The 18,479-nt window shown below is 66.6% G+C and carries 21 protein-coding genes and 1 pseudogene; 11 read left to right on the top strand and 11 right to left on the bottom strand.

The window, feature by feature from the left end:
* The first annotated feature begins 21 nt into the window (after positions 1-21).
* The gene (locus ABRP28_RS10760; protein ID WP_374152841.1) at positions 22-969 is read left to right on the top strand and encodes a hypothetical protein; all 948 of its coding nucleotides are present in this window, start codon (positions 22-24) and stop codon (positions 967-969) included.
* 35 nt (positions 970-1,004) lie between these two features.
* Here the strand turns inward: ABRP28_RS10760 and ABRP28_RS10755 are convergent, their stop codons facing one another.
* The 3 genes from ABRP28_RS10755 to ABRP28_RS10745 all read right to left on the bottom strand — a co-directional run bounded on the left by ABRP28_RS10755 (position 1,005) and on the right by ABRP28_RS10745 (position 3,195).
* Entirely contained in the window at positions 1,005-1,613 is a 609-nt protein-coding gene (locus tag ABRP28_RS10755; RefSeq protein WP_350002703.1) for an NAD(P)H-dependent oxidoreductase, read from the bottom strand.
* Between the two features lie 595 nt (positions 1,614-2,208).
* Entirely contained in the window at positions 2,209-2,757 is a 549-nt protein-coding gene (locus ABRP28_RS10750; RefSeq protein ID WP_350002702.1) for a DUF305 domain-containing protein, read from the bottom strand.
* 30 nt (positions 2,758-2,787) lie between these two features.
* Positions 2,788-3,195: a four-helix bundle copper-binding protein gene (locus ABRP28_RS10745; RefSeq protein ID WP_350002701.1), complete on the bottom strand. Its 408-nt coding sequence runs from the start codon at positions 3,193-3,195 to the stop codon at positions 2,788-2,790.
* Positions 3,196-3,477: 282 nt separating this feature from the next.
* Here ABRP28_RS10745 and ABRP28_RS10740 point away from each other — a divergent pair.
* The 3 genes and pseudogenes from ABRP28_RS10740 to ykgO form a co-directional block, all read left to right on the top strand.
* Positions 3,478-3,810: pseudogene (locus ABRP28_RS10740) on the top strand (GTP-binding protein); the annotation flags it as partial.
* Between the two features lie 47 nt (positions 3,811-3,857).
* A complete protein-coding gene (locus tag ABRP28_RS10735; RefSeq protein ID WP_374152999.1) occupies positions 3,858-4,073 on the top strand; it encodes a hypothetical protein in 216 nt (71 codons plus the stop codon).
* Positions 4,070-4,192 carry a type B 50S ribosomal protein L36 gene (gene ykgO / locus ABRP28_RS10730; protein ID WP_011693081.1) on the top strand — a complete coding sequence of 41 codons (123 nt, stop codon included), beginning with the start codon at positions 4,070-4,072 and terminating at the stop codon, positions 4,190-4,192. Before ABRP28_RS10735 ends, ykgO begins: the two co-directional genes overlap by 4 nt.
* 41 nt (positions 4,193-4,233) lie before the next feature.
* Here the strand turns inward: ykgO and ABRP28_RS10725 are convergent, their stop codons facing one another.
* Both ABRP28_RS10725 and ABRP28_RS10720 read right to left on the bottom strand, forming a co-directional pair.
* Positions 4,234-5,052: a cation transporter gene (locus tag ABRP28_RS10725; protein ID WP_350002700.1), complete on the bottom strand. Its 819-nt coding sequence runs from the start codon at positions 5,050-5,052 to the stop codon at positions 4,234-4,236.
* A complete protein-coding gene (locus tag ABRP28_RS10720) occupies positions 5,052-5,381 on the bottom strand; it encodes a metalloregulator ArsR/SmtB family transcription factor (protein WP_350002699.1) in 330 nt (109 codons plus the stop codon). The genes ABRP28_RS10725 and ABRP28_RS10720 overlap by 1 nt, the downstream gene beginning before the upstream one ends.
* A 231-nt stretch (positions 5,382-5,612) precedes the next feature.
* Between ABRP28_RS10720 and ABRP28_RS10715 the strand changes: the two genes are divergently transcribed.
* Entirely contained in the window at positions 5,613-5,759 is a 147-nt protein-coding gene (locus ABRP28_RS10715) for a hypothetical protein (protein ID WP_350002698.1), read from the top strand.
* A gap of 2 nt (positions 5,760-5,761) precedes the next feature.
* Entirely contained in the window at positions 5,762-6,100 is a 339-nt protein-coding gene (locus tag ABRP28_RS10710; RefSeq protein WP_350002697.1) for a hypothetical protein, read from the top strand.
* On the opposite strand, the gene ABRP28_RS10705 is transcribed toward ABRP28_RS10710, so the two are convergent.
* The 4 genes from ABRP28_RS10705 to ABRP28_RS10690 all read right to left on the bottom strand — a co-directional run bounded on the left by ABRP28_RS10705 (position 6,086) and on the right by ABRP28_RS10690 (position 12,464).
* A complete protein-coding gene (locus ABRP28_RS10705; RefSeq protein ID WP_350002696.1) occupies positions 6,086-6,826 on the bottom strand; it encodes a 4'-phosphopantetheinyl transferase superfamily protein in 741 nt (246 codons plus the stop codon). The genes ABRP28_RS10710 and ABRP28_RS10705 overlap by 15 nt on opposite strands.
* On the bottom strand, positions 6,823-8,235 hold the full coding sequence (locus ABRP28_RS10700) for a M1 family metallopeptidase (RefSeq protein ID WP_374152840.1): 1,413 nt from the start codon (positions 8,233-8,235) through the stop codon (positions 6,823-6,825). Before ABRP28_RS10700 ends, ABRP28_RS10705 begins: the two co-directional genes overlap by 4 nt.
* Positions 8,232-12,185, bottom strand: coding sequence for a Pls/PosA family non-ribosomal peptide synthetase (locus ABRP28_RS10695; RefSeq protein WP_350002695.1), 3,954 nt, complete (start codon positions 12,183-12,185; stop codon positions 8,232-8,234). The genes ABRP28_RS10700 and ABRP28_RS10695 overlap by 4 nt, the downstream gene beginning before the upstream one ends.
* Positions 12,186-12,251: 66 nt before the next feature.
* Entirely contained in the window at positions 12,252-12,464 is a 213-nt protein-coding gene (locus tag ABRP28_RS10690; protein WP_350002694.1) for a three-helix bundle dimerization domain-containing protein, read from the bottom strand.
* 38 nt (positions 12,465-12,502) lie between these two features.
* Here ABRP28_RS10690 and ABRP28_RS10685 point away from each other — a divergent pair, with 38 nt between their 5' ends.
* The gene (locus ABRP28_RS10685) at positions 12,503-12,979 is read left to right on the top strand and encodes a universal stress protein (RefSeq protein ID WP_350002693.1); all 477 of its coding nucleotides are present in this window, start codon (positions 12,503-12,505) and stop codon (positions 12,977-12,979) included.
* 107 nt (positions 12,980-13,086) lie between these two features.
* The gene (locus tag ABRP28_RS10680) at positions 13,087-13,476 is read left to right on the top strand and encodes a response regulator (RefSeq protein WP_350002692.1); all 390 of its coding nucleotides are present in this window, start codon (positions 13,087-13,089) and stop codon (positions 13,474-13,476) included.
* A gap of 25 nt (positions 13,477-13,501) precedes the next feature.
* On the opposite strand, the gene ABRP28_RS10675 is transcribed toward ABRP28_RS10680, so the two are convergent.
* A complete protein-coding gene (locus ABRP28_RS10675; protein WP_350002691.1) occupies positions 13,502-14,647 on the bottom strand; it encodes a hypothetical protein in 1,146 nt (381 codons plus the stop codon).
* Between the two features lie 213 nt (positions 14,648-14,860).
* Positions 14,861-15,835 carry a hypothetical protein gene (locus tag ABRP28_RS10670; RefSeq protein WP_350002690.1) on the bottom strand — a complete coding sequence of 325 codons (975 nt, stop codon included), beginning with the start codon at positions 15,833-15,835 and terminating at the stop codon, positions 14,861-14,863.
* 403 nt (positions 15,836-16,238) lie between these two features.
* On the opposite strand from ABRP28_RS10670, the gene paaA reads away from it, so the two are divergent.
* The 3 genes from paaA to paaC are packed head-to-tail and all read left to right on the top strand — an operon-like array spanning position 16,239 to position 18,474.
* Entirely contained in the window at positions 16,239-17,243 is a 1,005-nt protein-coding gene (paaA, locus tag ABRP28_RS10665) for a 1,2-phenylacetyl-CoA epoxidase subunit PaaA (RefSeq protein ID WP_350002689.1), read from the top strand.
* The gene (paaB, locus tag ABRP28_RS10660; protein WP_104184541.1) at positions 17,240-17,617 is read left to right on the top strand and encodes a 1,2-phenylacetyl-CoA epoxidase subunit PaaB; all 378 of its coding nucleotides are present in this window, start codon (positions 17,240-17,242) and stop codon (positions 17,615-17,617) included. The genes paaA and paaB overlap by 4 nt, the downstream gene beginning before the upstream one ends.
* Positions 17,614-18,474 carry a 1,2-phenylacetyl-CoA epoxidase subunit PaaC gene (paaC, locus tag ABRP28_RS10655; protein ID WP_350002688.1) on the top strand — a complete coding sequence of 287 codons (861 nt, stop codon included), beginning with the start codon at positions 17,614-17,616 and terminating at the stop codon, positions 18,472-18,474. The genes paaB and paaC overlap by 4 nt, the downstream gene beginning before the upstream one ends.
* Positions 18,475-18,479: the final 5 nt, after the last annotated feature.

Below are 18,479 nucleotides of genomic sequence, written 5' to 3'. Positions count from 1 at the left end.
CCGCATAAGAGGGTTTCTTGGGTGTTGCTGTGGCTTGTGGCAGTACTGGCAGTGCTGGCATCCTGCACCGAGGTGGCAGGAGAACAGCGCCGGGAACCAACAGCGTCGGACCAGGGAGACGATATGCCGGGCGGCTCAGCTACAGAAACCCAGACAAAATTAATTACGCCAGGCACCATGGGAGATTTATCCTTTTCGTGGAAAGGCCCGCTGGCCAACCAGCCCATCCGGGTCTGGTACGACGCTCCGGACGATCCTTCCTCTGCCCAGATCCTGATGGTCATGACCGGGGCCCACCGCGACGGGGAGGGCTACCGGGAAGACTGGCTGCCCATTGTGCAGGACCACAATGCCCTGCTTTTGGTGCTGGAGTTTCCCAAAGACGATTACCCCGGATCTTCCTCCTACAACCAAGGCAACATCCTTGATGCCTCCGGGGATATAAATCCGCCGGAGGCATGGACCTTCAATATGGTCGAGGCCCTTTTCGAGGCCGTCGTCCGGGATACAAAGAGCGGGGAAAGGGACTATGCCCTTTTTGGGCACTCAGCTGGCGGCCAATTCGTGCACCGCTTCATGGAGTTCACCCAAGAAAACCATGTCCGGGTTGCGGTCGCAGCAAACGCCGGCTGGTACACGATGCCGGACCGGGACGTTGAGTACCCGCACGGCCTGAAGAACTCGCCCCTTTCCTCAAAAGAGTTAAGGGAGGCCTTCTCCAGGCGCCTGGTCATCCTTTTGGGTGCCGACGACATCGACCCGGACGACACGCTGCTTCAGCGTGACCGGAAAACGGATACCCAGGGGGACAACAGATTGAGCCGGGGGCTGAACTTCTACCAGGCGTCCCGGGATGCGGCCGGGGAGGGTGACGAGTTCAACTGGGGCCTGATGGTGGTTCCGGGTGCCGCCCACGAGCACAAGAAGATGGCCGAAGCAGCAGCACCGTTCCTCCTGTCCTCCCGCTGACCCGCCCACCCCAGCAAACGGCCGGCGCCGGCTGCCTACCCGGCGGGGTACTGCGAGGTGCGGAGGAAGCGGGCCAGGTGCGCGGCGTTGCGCGCGGCACCGGCGGTGGTGGCGGCAACCTTCTCCGGCACGGCCTTCAGGTCCTTGTAGTCCACGGTCTGCATGGCCTCGCCCACCCAGTACGTGGCGCCCTGGGCGGGGAGGGTGAAGCCGACGTCGTTCAGTCCCTGCTGCGTGTCTGCCACGGTCTTGTGGGCGCCATCCTCGTTGCCCACCACGGCCACGATGGCCACTTTCCCGTACATGATGGGCCGGCCTTCGTTGTCCGTTTCGGCGAGGTCCGCATCGAGCCGCTCCATGACCCGCTGGGTGATGCTGCTCGGGTGCCCCATCCAGATGGGGGTGGCGAGCACCAGGATGTCCGCCGCCAGGATCTTGTCCCGGATAGCGGGCCAGGCGTCGCCGTCGCCCATGTCCACCTGGACGCCGGGCATCACGTTGTGGTCCACCACCCGCAGCGACGTGCCGCTGACACCGTGGGCGGCCAGCTCATCCAGCACGTGGCGGGCCATGAGCTCGCTGCTGGACGCCGCCGGGGAGGGGGTCAGGGAGCAAATCAGGGCAAGCGCGGTGAGGTCGGCCATTGTTTCGTCCTTTGCTGTGGTTTGCTTTGGTCTGCGGTCAATGCCATTGGTGGTTCGGGGCCGGCGGCCGGATGGACTGCCCGGCCATCGACCGGCTGGACGTTAGTCGGTTCCGGATGCCGCCATCCTAACCATCATCACGTGTATCTGTGCCGGCTGCGGCAGGGCTTACGACGGCGGCCCTCACCATGTGTGCCCCGTCCCAAGTTGTGGGCCCGGGATGGTCGGGGCCTTGCGCAATGGATGTCCACTGTGCCTAGGATCTATTTAGTAACCATGCTTACTATCTCGATCTGCCGGTTTCCGACAGCGTCCCACAAGGGCCTGGAGGATCCGGCGGGCGGGACCGTGGAACACCAACGAAAGGACCGAAGTCATGAAGCGACTGTTCTTGTTCTTCCTGCCCACCATCATCAGCAAGGTACAGAAAGCCCGGAAGGCCAAGCAGCTCCGCGCCGCCCAGCAGGCGCAGCCCCCGCGCAACCGCCGCTAGTTAAATGCGCAGTCCGCCCTCTCCCAGGGAGGGCGGACTGCGCATTTAGGGGTGCGCCCCGCGCCGAAGGTGCTGGGCACGCGGCTGCGGTTGTCTTGTCTCCTAGTCCGACTCGTACCGGTCAAGGATGGACTGCATCTGGGAGATTTCTTCCCGCTGCGCCTCTACGATCTGCTCGCAAAGTTCCACGATTTCCGGGTCCGTAACGTTGGCCTCCTGGCATACCAAAATGGCCCGGGAATGGTGCGGGATCATGGATTTCAGGAACTCCTCGTCGCCCACGAAAGTTTCGGTGCGGCCAAGGGCGAACACGCCGCCGAAAAGGAGGGCGAAGCCCACCAGCATCGCAATGTTCGCTTTTGTGTTCTTGAACATGGACCACATGCCGACGACCATGACAATCGCCATGGCCGAAACCATAAGCAAAGCCATCCAGAAATTGCTCAGGTTGTAGTAGAAGTGGTCGATGGTCCGCACCATGGACATGGACAGCGTCCACATCAGTCCCAGGCTGACCAACAGGATGATGCCGAACTTCACGTACATCCGGACTGATCCGCCGTGTTCTTTGTGGTCCTGCCCCGCCTGCTTTCGCTCGGGTCGGGGAGGCCCGGCGTCGTGATGTCCTCGCATATTTTCCGTCGAGTCCATAATCTTCTCCTCACATCCCAGAGCCGGTTGTTAAGCGAGCGAGGACAGCAGCTCCGCGCAGGCCTGCTCGCAGCGGCGGCACGCTTCAGCGCAGACCCTGCAGTGTTCGTGCATCCCAGCATGCTGCCCACACTCGTCGCCGCACGCCTTGCAGGCCGTCCGGCATGCCTCCAGGAGGGCGCGGGTGATGTTCGCGTCGTAGCCGGTGTGGCGGGACAGGACGGTGCCCGTTGTGGCGCAAATATCGGCGCAGTCCAAGTTGGTCCGGATGCATTTGGTCAGCTCGGCCACCATGTCCTCGCTGAGGCAGGCGTCCGCGCAGGCTGTACAGGTTTGTGCGCACTCGAAGCACGCTGCGATGCAGTCAGCCAGCTTTTGGCGGTCCACGCCGCCCAGGTCTTTCGGGTAGGTTTCCAGCATTGACGTGATGTGGCTCATCGTTTCGCTCCTGGTCCATTGTCGAAAAAAGCGGGCCAGCGGGCCGCCGACCCATAAAACACAGTAGCCTTACTATTTTGCTTCTGGCCAGCACCCTTTTTTAAGATCAGGGCTTTTAGATCAGGGCGAGAGTAGGCGGCTGGACTTCCGTATAATGAGAATGGTTCGCATGTAATATCTCCGGTATGTCTTTGACCCTTGTCAGCTCCCTTGACGTTTTTAGCCGCCAGAAAGCCTGTGCCGCACTGGCCGCCGAGCAGCCGGGTGCCCTTGTTGTGTTCCATGAACGTCCGGGGGGTCCAGCTGATCCGCGAGTTGGCGCCGTATGCGGTGCTGGCCGAGAGCGACGGCGACGTGTGCACCGGAGTCCACAGCCTCGCGGAGGCCACCGCGCGCAGCATGCCCGGTTCGGTGCAGGCAGCCCCCGAATCCTCGGCTCCATTCGCAACCGTGGTGCACCGGGTGGAGCGGCCCCTGCACCCGGAGCGCTTCCGCCACGCCCTGGCTGCCCTAGCCGAGGCGTGCTGCTGGCTCCGCGGGCGGCTCTGGGTGGCATCGGCGCCGGATTGCAGGATCGCCGTCCAGGGCGTTGGGCCGCGGGTCTGGCTGGAGAACACCGGGCCCTGGCAGGCAAGCCGGAGTCCCTTCCGGTTGTGCCAAATATGCCGGGCGCTGGCCTGGAAGACTGGCATCCCGAGTACGGTGACCGCGGCACCATCGTGGCCTTTACGGGGGACGACCTGGACGCCGCCGAGGTCGCCGAATTGCTCAACGCCTGTGAACTGACCGAGGCGGAAATGGCCGCCAGCGAAGACTCGTTCCCGGACCCCTTTGGCCTGAACCAGACCGCCGAGACCCCAGAAAGGAGCAGTTCATGAAAGTTCGCAACTCACTGCGCGCCCTGAAAAAAATTCCGGGAGCCCAGATTGTCCGCCGCCGCGGCCGGACCTTCGTCATCAACAAGAAGAATCCCCGCATGAAAGCACGCCAGGGCTAAAACCCTGATGGCCATTAGGGCACCCGGCCGGCAGCGCCCCCTCAGCTCGGGCGCGGCTGGCCGGGTGCTGCCGTCTGCGAGGCGGTCTGCGCTGCGGCGTCTTGGCAGCAGCCGCACGCGTCGGCGCCATCGCCCGCCTTCTCCGGGATCAGCAGCCCGGCGGCAGGCGCGTCCACTCCGGAGGCCGGTGCCGCCGTCGTCGTTCGCTGGCCTGCACGCGTGGAGACCGGAGGGGCGGGCGCGCAGCATCCCTCGCCCTTCCAGGCATCCAGGCCTTCCTTGACGGCCACTGCCGCAATGACCAGCGCCGCCATGGGGTCGGCCCAGGACCAGCCCAGGGTGCTGTTCAGCACCAGGCCCAGCAGCAGGACGCCGGACAGGTACGTGCACAGGAGGGTCTGGCGGGAGTCGGCGACGGCGGACCGTGAGCCGAGCTCGCGGCCCGCCCTGCGCTGGGCCAGGGACAGGAACGGCATCACGGCCAGGCTGACAGCCGCCAGGACAATGCCCACCGTTGAATGCTCCGCCTCACCTGCCCCCAGCAGTGAGCGGACAGCGCCCACGGTGACGAAGGCGGCAAGGGCGAAAAAGGCTATGGCGATGAGCCGCAGTGTCTTCTTTTCGCGCGACTTCGGGTCTCGGCCGGAGAACTGCCAGGCGACGGCAGCCGCCGAGGACACTTCAATCACCGAATCCAGGCCGAAACCGATCAGGGCCGTGGAGGAGGCAATTGTTCCCGCGCTGAGGGCCACAATCGCCTCGATGACGTTGTAGGAGATGGTTGCCGCCACCAGGAGGCGGATCCGGCGGGCCAGGACGGCCTCGCGGTTCGCAGTTTTTGTGGTGTGCGGGGCGGCCATCAGCAGCACCCTTCCTCTGCGCTGACGCTGCAGTGCTCGGGGTCGACGGCCAGGACCACGCCCAGGAGGTTGGTCAGGGCAAGCCCAAGCCGCGGATCGGCCAGCTCATAGCGCATGCGCCGGCCCTCGGGGACGGCCGCCACCAGGCCGCAGCCCCGCAGGCAGGCGAGGTGGTTGGAGAGGCTCTGCCGGCTCACGCCGATCAGCTCGGCCAGATCGCTGGGGTACGACGCCGCATCCCGCAGCGCCAGCAGGATCCGGGCCCGGGTGGGATCGGACAGGGCGTACCCGAATCGGGCCAGGACAGAGGAATGGGTCAGCGTCTCCATGGTTTGAATAGTACAGCCTTGGATGTATTCATGACCTGATGTATCGATGACCCGTCAGAACGCAGCAGATGCACACCTCGGCCAGCCCTAAACATCGGGCAAAAATCATCCCGAAGACACCTGCAGTCAACCTGGCGGCGGCAGCATTGGAGCCGGGGGAGTCCTTGCAGCGAAAGGGGCGGCCAGGCAGCCGTGCCGATCACAACCAAACCAAGCGGAAGGAATAACGCAATGGACGCACCAGCTGTTGAGGCCGCCGTCGCGCTCCTTGTTATGGTCCTCGTGTCAGTCCCGCCGCTGGCCATCGTGGCCCTCGCGGCCGCCCGCGCCACGCCGCGCCAGCTGACCGAGATGCTCATGGCCCGGGACAGCCACTAGGCATGACAACGGGTGACGGCCCGGTTGCCGGCTCATTTAAGGAACTGCGTCCGGGCGATGCCGTGGAAGCGTACCGCAACGGCAGGATGGTTCACCGCGGACCGGTGGTGGAGGCGATTCCGCAGTGTGGCCTGTTTTGGATCCTGGACACCGTGACCGGTTCCAGGCGCCTTATCGACGTGTCAGAGATCGACATTGTCCGCCTGCCCCCGCCGGCGGTGGAGCCGCGGATGGAGCGCTTCCTTCCCAGGGGCCGCCGGCAGCCAGCTGAAGGCGCCCCACCGGCGGGCAACCCTGGCGCCCCACCGTCCAGCTGGCGTGACGCATCACCGCGGAGGTAAAGACCCAATCCCATCAGGCCAGCTGGCCCGGACGTCGCGGGGTTGCCAGGTGGCGATTGCGGCAGCGAAGCCCCCTGGCAGGCCCAGAGCGGCGGGGCTTAGATCTTCAACCTTCCACAGGGCGGCGGCGGGAGGCCCGCTTAGTCCTGCGGGAATTGGGCCGGACACATCAACCGCGGAGGGTGCCTTCGCCAGGCCCGTCCCGAGTGCTTTCAGGACTGCTTCCTTGCGGACCCAAAGCCGGGTCTGGAACTTGGCCTTCAGCGCGGGCGGCACTTCCTGCAGCTGGCCACGCTCGGTCGCGGTCAGCGCAAGTGACGGGAAACCGTCAAAGTCCGCCGCGGACCCGTCCTCAAGATCCACCCCGATACCGGCGAGGCCTTCATCCAGGCTGGCGGCCAGCAGGCACCAGTTCGCGGACCGGCTGAGGCTGGCACGGAGGTGGCCGGTACGGGAAGGGAGCCGGTATTGGGGGATCCCGTGGCCGGCGCGGTTACCACAGGTCGGGCAGAAATAGTCCGCCGTGAGCGACCCTGGGCTGTCCCCGGTCAGTGCGCTGATGTGGAGGCGCAACGCTATCCGGCCGGCTGTGAAGGTGTCCCGCAGGGCGGGGGAGCGGAAGGTTGCGGCCCTGGCCAGTTCCGCCTCGTCCAGGATGTGAGTCAGGCCCAGGTCCGCGTCGGACAGCCGGACGGCTGCCAGCGAGAGGCCCTGGAGCGGCGTCACGGGAGCGGGGGGAGTGCGGACTGGTAGAGCCAGGGGGCCAGGATGGCGCGGGCATCGAAACCGGGGAGTTCGCCGCACGCCTGGTTGGCAGTGTCCGCAAAGTCAGCTGTGCTGACGCCGCCAAAACGGTACCGGTGCGTCCACGTCCTCAGGAGCCCGAAGAACAGCACATCCCCGGTGGCACGCCGCAGGGCATGCAGGGCAAGGGCGCCGCGCTTGTACACCCGGTCATCGAACATCAGCTCCGGTGAGGGGTCGCCCACCAGCAGGTCCTGCGCCTGGGACGCGAGCAGCTGCCAGGCGCTGCCGGCCCGCTGCTCTGCGGTGGCGTTCCCGGACGCCTCGGACCAGATCCACTCGGCGTAACAGGCGAACCCCTCGTGCAACCAGATGTCAGCCCACGCGGTGGCGGTCAGGGAGTTTCCAAACCACTGATGGGCAAGCTCATGGGCAATAAGCCGCTGGTCCTCCCACTGCTGGGTGAGATGGTTTGGGCCGAACACGGACAGCGACTGGGCTTCCAGGGGGATCTCGAGGGCGTCGTCCGCCACCACCACCGTGTAACTCGCAAAGGGGTACGGGCCGAAGCAGGTCTCGAAAGTCTCCATCATCTGGCCCTGCCGGCCAAGGGCGGCAGTGGCGGCGGCCATGAGCGCCCGGGGTGCCGCAACGAACTGCGGGACGGGGCCTTGGCCGCCGTCGTGCTGTATGACGGCCCGGTGCGCCGGGAAAGAGGGCTGGATGGCCAGCGGAAGAAGCTCGTAGCGGCCTATCTGCACCGTGGCCAGATAGGTGGCCATGGGTTCGGCCTGTTCAAAGACCCAGGTTTCTCGGCTCGCCTTGGCATGGCGCGAGACCAGCACACCGTTGCAGACCACCCTGTAGTTGGCCTCCGTGGTGATGGTGTATCCGAAGCTGGCCTTCTGGCTGGGATGGTCGTTGCAGGGGAACCAGGACGGCGCACCGGTGGGCTGGCCGGCCACAAGCACGCCGTCGGTGAGCTCTTCCCAGCCCACTTCCCCCCAGTTGCCGCGCAGCGGACCCGGGGAGCCCTCGTACCGGATGTCCAGGCTGAAGTCGCTGCCGGCGGCCACCGGACGGGCGGGGGTGATAAAGAGCTGGTTTCCCCGCTGGCTGAACCGCTGTACTCGCTGCCCGTCCAGCTGGATTTTCAGCACCCGCAGCCCGGCCAGGTTCAGGGTTATTGTGGCCAGCTCCACGTGGGCGTGCGCTGTGATGGCGGCGTGGCCGGAGAGCCTGTTGGTGGAGACGCGGTAGTCCAGGTACAGCTCGTAGCGGGACACCCCATAGTCGGCGGATCCGTGCCCCGGCGTGTAGGAGTCCGGCAGGGAACGGGAGGGTGCTGCCGTCCGCGATCCGGCCGGCAGGTGCTCCTGGTGTGCGGTCACTGTGGCTGGGCCTCTCGGGCGGGAACGGCGGCGGCCGGGGATGTCCATGGGCTGACCGGATTTCCGATCCAGTAGCTGGCCGCCGGAACGGTCTCGCCACGCATCACAAGGGATGCCGGACCCACTGTACCGCCGGCACCAATCCGGGCTGCCGGCAGGATGACCCCGTGCGGGCCCATGGTTGCCCCGGCTTCAAGCGTAACGGTGTCGATGCTCATCACCCGGTCGTGGAAGAGGTGGGTCTGGATCACGCAGCCGCGGTTCACGGTGGAGTTCTCACCCAGCGTCACCAGGTCCGCCTCGGGCAGCCAGTAGCTTTCGCACCACGCACCGGAGCCAATCTTGGCCCCGAGCCCGCGCAGCCACCAGACCAGGGCAGGGGTGCCCGCGGCAGCACGCGCGAACCAGGGCGCCGTGACCATCTCGATAAAGGTGTCCACCACTTCATTGCGCCAGATGAATGAGCTCCACAGGGGGTGCTCCCGCGCATCGATCTTCCCCACCAGGAGCCACTTGGCCGCCACCGAGCTTGCCGCGGCCCCAGCCCCGGCCGCCAGCACCACCGGCGCCCCGAGCACAGCGGCGGCGGCATACCCGGCGGTGCCGGCTATCCAGTCCAGAACCGCAAGGAGGGCGACGGCGATAGCCGCGGTGAGGATGACGGGGACGGCGCGGCACAGTTCCCAGCAGGCGCGGTAGATCTTCAGCCGCAGGGGAGGGTCATAGGTGAGGCTCTGGTCAACCTCCATCCGTGCACGGCGCAGGCGCACCGGCGGGCTGCCCAGCCAGGACGTCCCCGATTTCGCTTTCGCCGGAGTCGCGGACAGCACAGCCACCAGCGAGTTCTTGGGCACGCTCCGGCCTGCCCCGGTCATGCCCGAATTCCCCAGGAACGCCCGTTTTCCGATCTTCGCCGGAGCGATCCTCATCCATCCGCCGCCGAGTTCGTAGGAGGCGATCATGGTGTCATCGGCCAGGAACGCGCCGTCGCCCACGGTGGTCATGGAGGGCAGCAGGAGTACGGTGGACGCCTCAACGTTGCGGCCCACCTTGGCCCCCAACAGCCGCAGCCAGACCGGCGTGAACAGGCTTGCGTAGAGGGGAAAGAGCAGGTCCCGGGCCATGTCCAGGACACGTTCGGTGGCCCACACCCGCCATCCCGTGAAGCTGCGCACGCGGTAGTGGCCTTCCCTGAGTCCAAGGCCCAGCAGACGGACGACGGCGGCCGTCAGGGCCATGTTGGACAGGAACCAGACGACGGCGGCAGCGGGCACGGCCCACAGCAGCTGCGGCCACGAGGAGAACAGGGTGTCCTGGCCCTGGACGGCGGCGATCACCGAAAGGGCGCCGAGCGCGGCGGAGGCGAAGGGGATGAGCGCCAGCGCCGCCGCGGCAAGCGCATAGGCACCAAACGCGAGCACCGACTTCAGGCCCGACGGCGGCCGGGCGGGCCAGTCCCGCTGTGCCTTGCCGAGGCGCTGGGCCGGCGAGCCGGCAAACCGCTGGTTCGCCTTGACCTTGCCCAGGACGGCCGAGCCCGGGGCAACTTCCGCCCCGGCACCGATGCGCGCACCGGGCATCAGGGTGCTCCGCGAACCGACCGTCGCCCCGGGGCCCACCCGGACATGCCCAATGTGGACCAGGTCGCCGTCGATCCACCAGCCCGAAAGGTCCACCTCGGGTTCGATCGAGCAGCCGGCCCCGAGGCTCAGCATGCCGGTCACGGGCGGGACAGAATGAAGGTCAACATCCTTGCCCACTTTGGCGCCCAGGGCCCGGGCGTAGTACGGAACCCAGGGGGCACCGGCCAGGCTCACAGCTCCGGACAGGTCCGCGATCTGTTCTGCCAGCCACAGCCTCAGGTGCACCTTCCCGGACCGGGGATAACTGCCGGGAACCACGCCGCGGAGCAGCAAGCGGGCTGCTGCGACGGAGATGGCCATCCGGCCCAGCGGATTCACGAAAACCAGCCAGGACGCCAGCACCCACCACCAGGACACGGTGGGGGCATTGGTCAGGACACCCCACGCGGCGAGGATGTTGTTGACGGCCATCAGGTAGGTCAGCCAGCGCATGGCCACCAGCACGTGCAGCGGCAGCCCGGCCAGGATCTGGAAGACCTGCGATTTCCGGGCGGTGGGCCGCACTGAACGTTCCATTTGCTCGGAAGCCGCCATGCCGCCGTCGGGCGATGAAAGCCGGGCGAGCTCAATCAGTGCGCCAAGCCGCGGGCGGGCGTAGACGTCTGCCACGGTGATGGTGGGGTAGCGCACCCGGAGGGCGGAGACCAGGCGGGCGGCCGCCAAGCTGCTGCCGCCGTAGGCGAAGAAATCGGCGTCCAGGCTGTCCGGTGGCGTCCCCAGGACGGCCGCCCACTGTTCAACGATCCACGCTGACTGGGGGTCCAGATCCAGGGCCGCGGTTTCCGTTGCAGACGCTTGCGCCAGCGGCCACGGCAACGCATGGCGGTCCACCTTCCCGCTGGTCTTCACCGGGAGGTTTTCGACGACGGCGAGCAGCGGAACGAGTGCCGCGGGGAGTTGGGCGGCCAGCAGGCGCCGTGACTCGTCCAGGTCAGGAGTGGTGCCTGGCGCCGGCGCCAGGTAGCCCACCAGGATCTGGTTCCCTGCAGCGGTGGCCTGGACCGCGGCGGCCGCGCCCTGGATGCCGGGCAGGGACTGCAGCGCGGCGTCGATTTCGCCCAGTTCGATCCGGCGCCCGCCGAGTTTCACCTGCTCATCGGCCCGGCCCACAAACACCAGGCCTTCAGCCTCGTACCGGACAAGGTCACCGCTGCGGTACGCGCGGTCCCATCCCAGCGTGTCCATGGGCGCATACTTTTCCGCGTCCTTGGCCGGGTCCAGGTAGCGGGCCAGGCCCACACCGCCGATGATCAGCTCACCGGTCTGGCCTTCGTCCACGGGAACGCCGGCGGCGTTCACCACGGCGAGGTCCCACCCGTCCAGCGGCAGCCCAATCCGGACCGGGCCGGATCCGTCCATCCGTGCGGCGCAAGCCACAACGGTGGCCTCGGTGGGCCCGTAGGTGTTCCAGACCTCGCGTTCGTCCACGGCAAGCCGGGCCGCCAGCTCGGGCGGGCAGGCTTCGCCGCCGAAGATCAGGAGCCTGACGGCTTCCAGCGACTCTGCCGGCCACAGGCCGGCAAGGGTGGGAACGGTGGAGACCACGGTGATCCCGTTCGTGATCAGCCACGGGCCCAGATCCATCCCGGTCCGCACCAGGGACCGCGGGGCGGGCACCAGGCAGGCGCCGTTCCGCCAGGCCAGCCACATTTCCTCGCAGGACGCATCGAAGGCCACCGAGAGCCCCGCCAGGACGCGGTCGGAGGAGTTCACGGGGTTCTCAGGAAGGAACAGCCTGGCTTCGGCGTCAACGAAGGCCGCGGCTGACCGGTGCGTCACCGCCACGCCCTTGGGTTTGCCCGTGGAGCCGGAGGTGAAAATGATCCAGGCGTCATCCTCAACCCCGGGCTGCCGGGGCGCCGGGAAGGGGCCCTGTCTGCCGGGAACGGTGAAGATCTCACCGGCGCGGAGGACCGCCGCCACCCCGGCTTCCTCGAAGACCAGGGCCGCCCGCTCTTCGGGGTCGTCCGCGTCCACCGGAACGTAGGCTGCACCCACCAGCAGGGTGGCGAGGATGGCTACGTAGAGTTCGTTGGTGCCCGACGGGATGCGGATCCCGACTTTGTCGCCGGCCCCGATCCCGTCCCGGTGCAGGCGCCGGGCATACGCCTTGGCCGCGGCGTGAAGGTCCGCGTAGCTGAGGGAGGCCCTGCCGTCGTCGAGCGCAGAGGCGTCAGGGAACTGCCGGGCCGTTTCCTCAAAAACCTGGACCAGGGTGCGCGGCGGTGCAGCCCTGCCGCCTCCGGCCAACTGGGGCAGGTATGCTGCCTGCTTCCCGGCCGGTTCAGTCAGATCAGAAACATTCACCGGCTGAAGTTACTCTGCGGGAGTGAACGGACGGTGAACAGTTGCGGCAGGTGTGAGGCGGAATGATCAGCCCGGCCGGTGGCCGGCCTCCCGGTGAAGCCGGTTCCAGGCGCTGCGTTCCACCAGGATCGGCAGGTAGCTGCGGATGCGGGCGTGGCCCAGGGTGCCGAATTCGGCAGCCACGATGTCCTCGATGTAGTCCCTGGGGGTGTCCGGATAGCTTGCAGCAAGCCGATCAACCACGCGCAGTACAAGGGGTTCCTCTGGGTCCTGGTCCATCCGACAAATTGTGGGGGTGGCATTGCCGGGCGTCAAGCATGCTTGAATTCGGTATGGCTTATGAAGGGCCGCTGATTCTCGGGGCCCCGTGGCCGGTTCCGCCGAGGCTTGTCTACTCTGCCGCAGAGCTGGCTGCCGCACTGGATGTCCACCTTGTCTGCGCCTACGTTGATCCGTCCAGTGTTCTCACCGAGTGGGAGCCCCAACGGATACGTACAGCGCTCTCGCTCGACCCCGTTGTCAATGAAGAAGCGCTTTACCCTGCCAAGGAAGTACGTTCACGCATCACGGGGCTTCTTGGGCCGGACGGAACAGCATGGTCCTTCCGGGAACTGCACGGCGACGTCAGCACCGCACTGGCGCGGCTGGCTGAAAGCACCGGTGCCTGCATGGTCATGGTGGGCAACGGCCGGCCCGGCGTTCTCGCCAAACTCGGCAGGAGCATGGAGGGTGCGGTGGCGGATAGGCTCACCCGGATACAGAATAGGCCGGTCGTCGTTGTCCGCGAATACTGAGCGTTTTTACCGCCAGGCAAGGGGACGAAATGTTTCCGCTTTTAATCTCCGGTCCCGGCCGGTCAGCCGTACACTGGCCACAACTACAAGGAGCCGGGGGGCGCTTAGTGGAAGAACAACACGTCTGCCTGGTCATTGAAGATGACCCTGACGTTCGCGGATTGATTACCGCCGTGTTGAGCCGTGCCGGATTCAAAGTGCTCGCCGTCGGCACAGGGGCCGAGGGCAAAGCAGCAGCCGCCGCAGCCGGTCCCACCCTGGCCCTGATCACCCTTGACCTGGGCCTGCCGGACATCGAAGGACGGGACCTTAGCCTTGAGCTGCGGAAGCTGAGCCCTGCACCTCTGCTGTTCCTTACGGCCAGGGCAGAAGACGACGACGTTCTTGCCGGGCTCTCGGCCGGAGCCGCCGCGTATCTCACAAAGCCCTTCCTTCCAAGCACGCTGCGGGAAACGGCACTGGAACTCTGCCGCCTGCAGCCCGGCGCCCGCCTCTGAACGCCGGTTATGGCGGCTGCGGGACTCAGCCGCCCTGGGTGACTCCCGTGTCTGGCAACGCCAGCGGGCGCCAGTCGGCAATGATCCCGGTGTCTTCGTAGGAAAGTTTGATGTTGACGTTGTAGCTGCCGGCTCGTCTGAGGTCCGGCACCCAGATCTCGGCCACCCCCGCATCGTGAGGGGTGCCTCCCACCACCCTGTAGGCGAGTTTTTCGGCCTGCCAGGTGAGCGGTACATCCAGGCCGTCAAGTGACCAGGTCAGGAGCAGGGGGACATCCGCGAGTCCCTGCAGGTCTACCCTGACGGCCACGGTCCAGCCCTGCGGATCCTCGCCCTGCGGGCCGGTGGTTGACTCCACCTCCTCCAGCGCCTTCGCCAGCTCCTTGGCCAGTTCGGCCGGGGGGAGCGTCTGGCCTTTTTCGTCCACCGGCTCGATGCTCAAGTACTGGATGGCGCGCTTGGCAGCCTCGGGGACGTAGATGGCGAGGACCTTCTGCTCCGCGATGACGTCCCTGACGTCCGCTGTCAACGGCTTAGGAACCCTGAGCTTTGTCATTGTCGGTCCGGGGGAGGGAGTCGGGCTGTCCGTCCCTGTAGAGGTGCCGGTGGGCGTGGGACTGGGCGTCGCCGTCGTACGCGTCGGCGTGGGCGTCGTGGGGGTGGGCGTTGGCGTGAATGTCCGGAAGGTGGGCCTCGGAACCGGCCGCACGGTGGGCAGGGGACGCATGGTGAACTGTTCCAGACCCGTGAATTGTGGCGTGGCCACTGCGTTCCGTACGGCTGCTGGCTCCGCCTCGGCGACAACCGCCCCGGCCAGCCCGCCGTCGTCGTAAATCCGCCCCGCGGAGGCAGCCTCAGGGACGGCGGTCAGGGGCAGGAGCCCGCCGATCCCTTCCGGGGCAAAGCCGGTCAGCGGTGTGCGCTTGATGATGTGGATTGCTTCGATGCGGGCCACGTCGTCGTCCGGCGGCGGGAAGATCCTGTCCCAGAGGTTCAGCACACCCAGGATCGCGGCCGCCAGAGCGCCCGCGGCGATGATGAACGTTGAGGTGCGTTTGTACCAGGGAGGTTTGTTTGTGCGCTTGGTCTTTCCCGCCCCTGCACCGCCGGCGGATGTTTTGGCCGGCCTGTACCGGGGGTTCCGTTTCTCCGGTTTGGCTTTCCTGGGCACGGCACAACCTCCCAACGCCAAGTAGAGCAAGGAGCCGTTACTGCCGCGTTACTGGTCAGCTGTTTCAGAAGTCCGGCCCGTTGTGTGCCCGCGTTCCCAGATCGGTCGGCTTGCAGAGGTGGGCCGCCGTGGGCCCTCGCTGCACATCTTCGGTTACGACACGCATATCCGGATACGACGCTCAAATACCCCTAGCGCCAACGAACGTGCACATCACATACGCACTTGCGCGTCGAGAATCGCAGAACGCGTACGACGACGGGGCACGCCCGCCGCCGCCAGCTTGCGTTCCAGCGTCCTCGGATCCATGAGCTCGGCCCAGTCCCAGCGGACCACATTCAATCCTGTGGCCCGGATCCGGTTTTCGCGATTCTTCTCTCCCACCACGGCCTGGGACGGGGTCCGGCCGTTGAGGTGTTCGGGCTTGGCGTACTTCTCCTCGCCGTCGAATTCACCAACAACTCTTGCTTGCTTCCAGTAGAAGTCCGAGTAGCCCACCAGGCCATCGCGGTCGCGGATCTCACTTTGAAGGAGCGGGGTTTCGAAGCCGGCCACATGGATCAGTGCCCGGCTTAGCGATTCCCCAGGCGAGCCCGAAGCCGGATCGGCGAACTCAATAACCGCCCGGATCCTCCGGCCGGCCGCCGCGGAATAATTCGATCCGATTCCCGCCTCGAGCTCTGCCTTGGTCACCGCGGGCAACCGGCGCGCCCTGTCCGGCCGAAGCACATGGTCCACGGGAACCACAGCCTCGGCGAAAGGCGTGTACGCCGCCAGATCCAGGACGGTACGGATGCGGTCCGTGACCAGCAGGCCTTCACGACGGACCACGTTGAGGCCGGCGCGCGCGGCATAGTGCCGGCTGACTCCGGCACGCGACCTGCCGCCGTCGTTCGTGAAAGTGAGGGCCTGAACCGGGTGGTGCAGGCCAATGGTAGATATTCCCCACACGCTGGCCGAAGAGTGCCGTGAGAACACGGTGGGCTTCTCGAACGTTTCGGCCGCTGCCTGGACCCGGAGGCGGTACTGCTCCCAGGGCTTCAAGCTCCGCCAGGCAGCGCCATCGGTGTAGATGCCGTGCCGGATGCGGACCAGGGCACCCGCCTTCACGCGCTTGGTGAGCTCGTCCGGAGTGAGGCCATGCAGGAGGCGGTCGCGGGACAGCAGGAGCGGCGGAAGATCGGGCATGAACCGACGTTGCCAGCTGCGCGCCCGCCGGTGGTAGGGGCGGGTTCCACTATGTGGAGAAGTGCTGCCCGACGCGCATCTCCGTTTTCGACTCGCAGGATAGGTGGCGCACAGGCTATGTGGGCCGCGCGGGCGAACGAGCGCGTCGAAAACGAATCCGGGCGTCACGGCCTGCCGCACGGAAGCAGGGAGCAGGAACGCACGACGGCGGCCCGCACCACCCGCGGGCAGGGAGGCAGGGCAGGGGGCGGGGCGGACAAGAGGCAGGGGGCGGGGCCGGCAGGCGGGAGGGGGAAGGCCGGGGAGGGGTGGCCTTGACGGGCCCTCGGGCTTCCGCATATCCTGAACGAACGGTCGGTAAATAATTCCGCACGTCCCAGACGGTCTTTGCATAGGAGCAACCATGGCAGCCCAGAACTTGCAGTCAGTGCCGGTCGAGCTAACGGCTGGAACCAGCGAAACGGCAGAGGCGGACGGCCAGGCCAACTTTGACCGCGTCATCGCCGAGGACTCCCGCATCGAGCCCAAGGACTGGATGCCGGCGGCCTACCGTAAGACCCTCCTGCGCCAGATCTCCCAGCACGCCCACTCCGAGATCATCGGGATGCAGCCGGAAGCCAACTGGATCTCCCGCGCACCCAGCCTGAAGCGCAAGGCCATCCTCATGGCCAAGGTCCAGGACGAGGCCGGTCACGGGCTGTACCTCTACTCCGCCGCCGAGACCCTGGGCCAGAACCGGGACGAGATGACGGACGCGCTGATCGCCGGCAAGGCCCGCTATTCCAGCATCTTTAACTACCCGGCGCTGACCTGGGCGGACATGGGTGCCATCGGCTGGCTGGTTGACGGCGCCGCCATCTGTAACCAGGTCCCGCTGTGCCGCGCCTCCTACGGCCCCTACGGCCGGGCCATGGTGCGCATCTGCAAGGAGGAATCGTTCCACCAGCGCCAGGGTTTCGAGATCCTGCTGGAACTCTCCAACGGCACCCCCGCCCAGAAGCAGATGGCCCAGGACGCCGTGAACCGCTGGTACGCCCCGGCCCTGATGATGTTCGGCCCGCCGGATGACGATTCCCCCAACTCCAAGCAGTCCATGGCCTGGAACATCAAGCGCTTCAGCAACGATGAGCTCCGCAGCCGCTTCGTGGGCATGATGGTGGAGCAGGTCCGGGTCCTGGGCCTCAGCCTCCCGGATGACCAGATCCGCTTCAACGAGGACACCAAAAAGTGGGAGCACGGCCCGCTGGACTGGGACGAGTTCCACGATGTCCTGGCCGGCCGCGGCCCCTGCAACTCCCAGCGCCTTGAGCGCCGCAGGGAAGCGCACGACGACGGCGCCTGGGTCCGCGAGGCAGCCGCAGCCTATGCACAGAAACAGTCAATGACGACGAAGGAATACGCAGCATGAGCCCCCACGGCAACCCGGAAGCCCCCGCCAGTTCCGCCACCGAGATCAACCGCGAAGCCCCCAAGGCATCCCCCAAGCCGCAGGAACACACAGACCACGCCTGGGGCCTCTGGGAGGTGTTCGTCCGGTCCAGCCGCGGCCTGAGCCACGTGCACGCCGGCTCCCTGCATGCACCGGACGCCGCCATGGCCCTGCGCAACGCCCGGGACCTCTACACCCGCCGCAACGAGGGCGTGTCCATCTGGGTTGTCCCCGCGGACGCCATCGCCGCCAGCGATCCCGATTCCAAGGGCGCGTTCTTCGAGTCCCCCCAGGGCAAGGACTACCGCCACGCCACGTATTACACGAAGAGCGAAGGGGTGAAGCACCTGTGAGTGAAGCCAACGCCTCCGCAACAAGAATCACCCCCGGCAACGCCCTCCGCCCCGAGGACATCGCGCTGGAGGTCCGCACCGGCCTCGCGAAGCCAAGCGAGGACACCGCCGAGTATGCCCTCAGGCTGGGCGACGACGCCCTGATCCTGGCCCAGCGCCTGGGCCACTGGATCTCCCGCGCCCCCGAGTTGGAGGAGGACATCGCCCTGGGCAACATCGCCCTGGATGAACTGGGCCACGCCCGCTCCTTCCTCAGCTACGCCGGCGGCGCCATGACGAACGACGACGGCTCTGCCAAGTCTGAGGACGACCTCGCCTATTTCCGCCGCGAGCATGAGTTCCGCAGCGTGCAGCTGTTCGAGCAGCCCAACGGGGACTTCGCGGCCACCATCGCCCGCCAGTTCGTCGTCAGCTACTACCAGTTCCTGCTCTACAGCCGCCTCACCGAATCGAAGGACGCCACCCTGGCAGCCATCGCCGCCAAGGCCGTGAAGGAAGTGGACTACCACCGGGACCACGCCGCCCAGTGGGTCCTCCGACTGGCCGGCGGCACCGACGAATCCCGGAAGCGCATGATCCACGGCTTCCGCATCATGTGGCCCTACGTGGAGGAACTCTTCCGGGACGACGCCCTGACGGAACGGCTCGCGGAGGCGGGCATCGCCGTCGCGCCTTCCTCGCTCAGGGAGGACTTTGACCGGCTTACCGGCGAAATCCTCGATGAGGCAGAACTCGAGGTGCCGGACGTTCCCGCAGCCCCCGGCGGCGGCCGGCAGGGCAGGCACTCCGAGCACCTGGGCTACATCCTGGCCGAGATGCAGGTGCTGGCCCGCGAGTACCCCGGAGCGAAGTGGTGACCGCA

Origin of the sequence: Pseudarthrobacter sp. WHRI 8279, assembly GCF_040224115.2 — a bacterium.
Taxonomy (GTDB): domain Bacteria; phylum Actinomycetota; class Actinomycetes; order Actinomycetales; family Micrococcaceae; genus Arthrobacter.
This window is presented reverse-complemented; position numbering and strand designations above follow the sequence as displayed.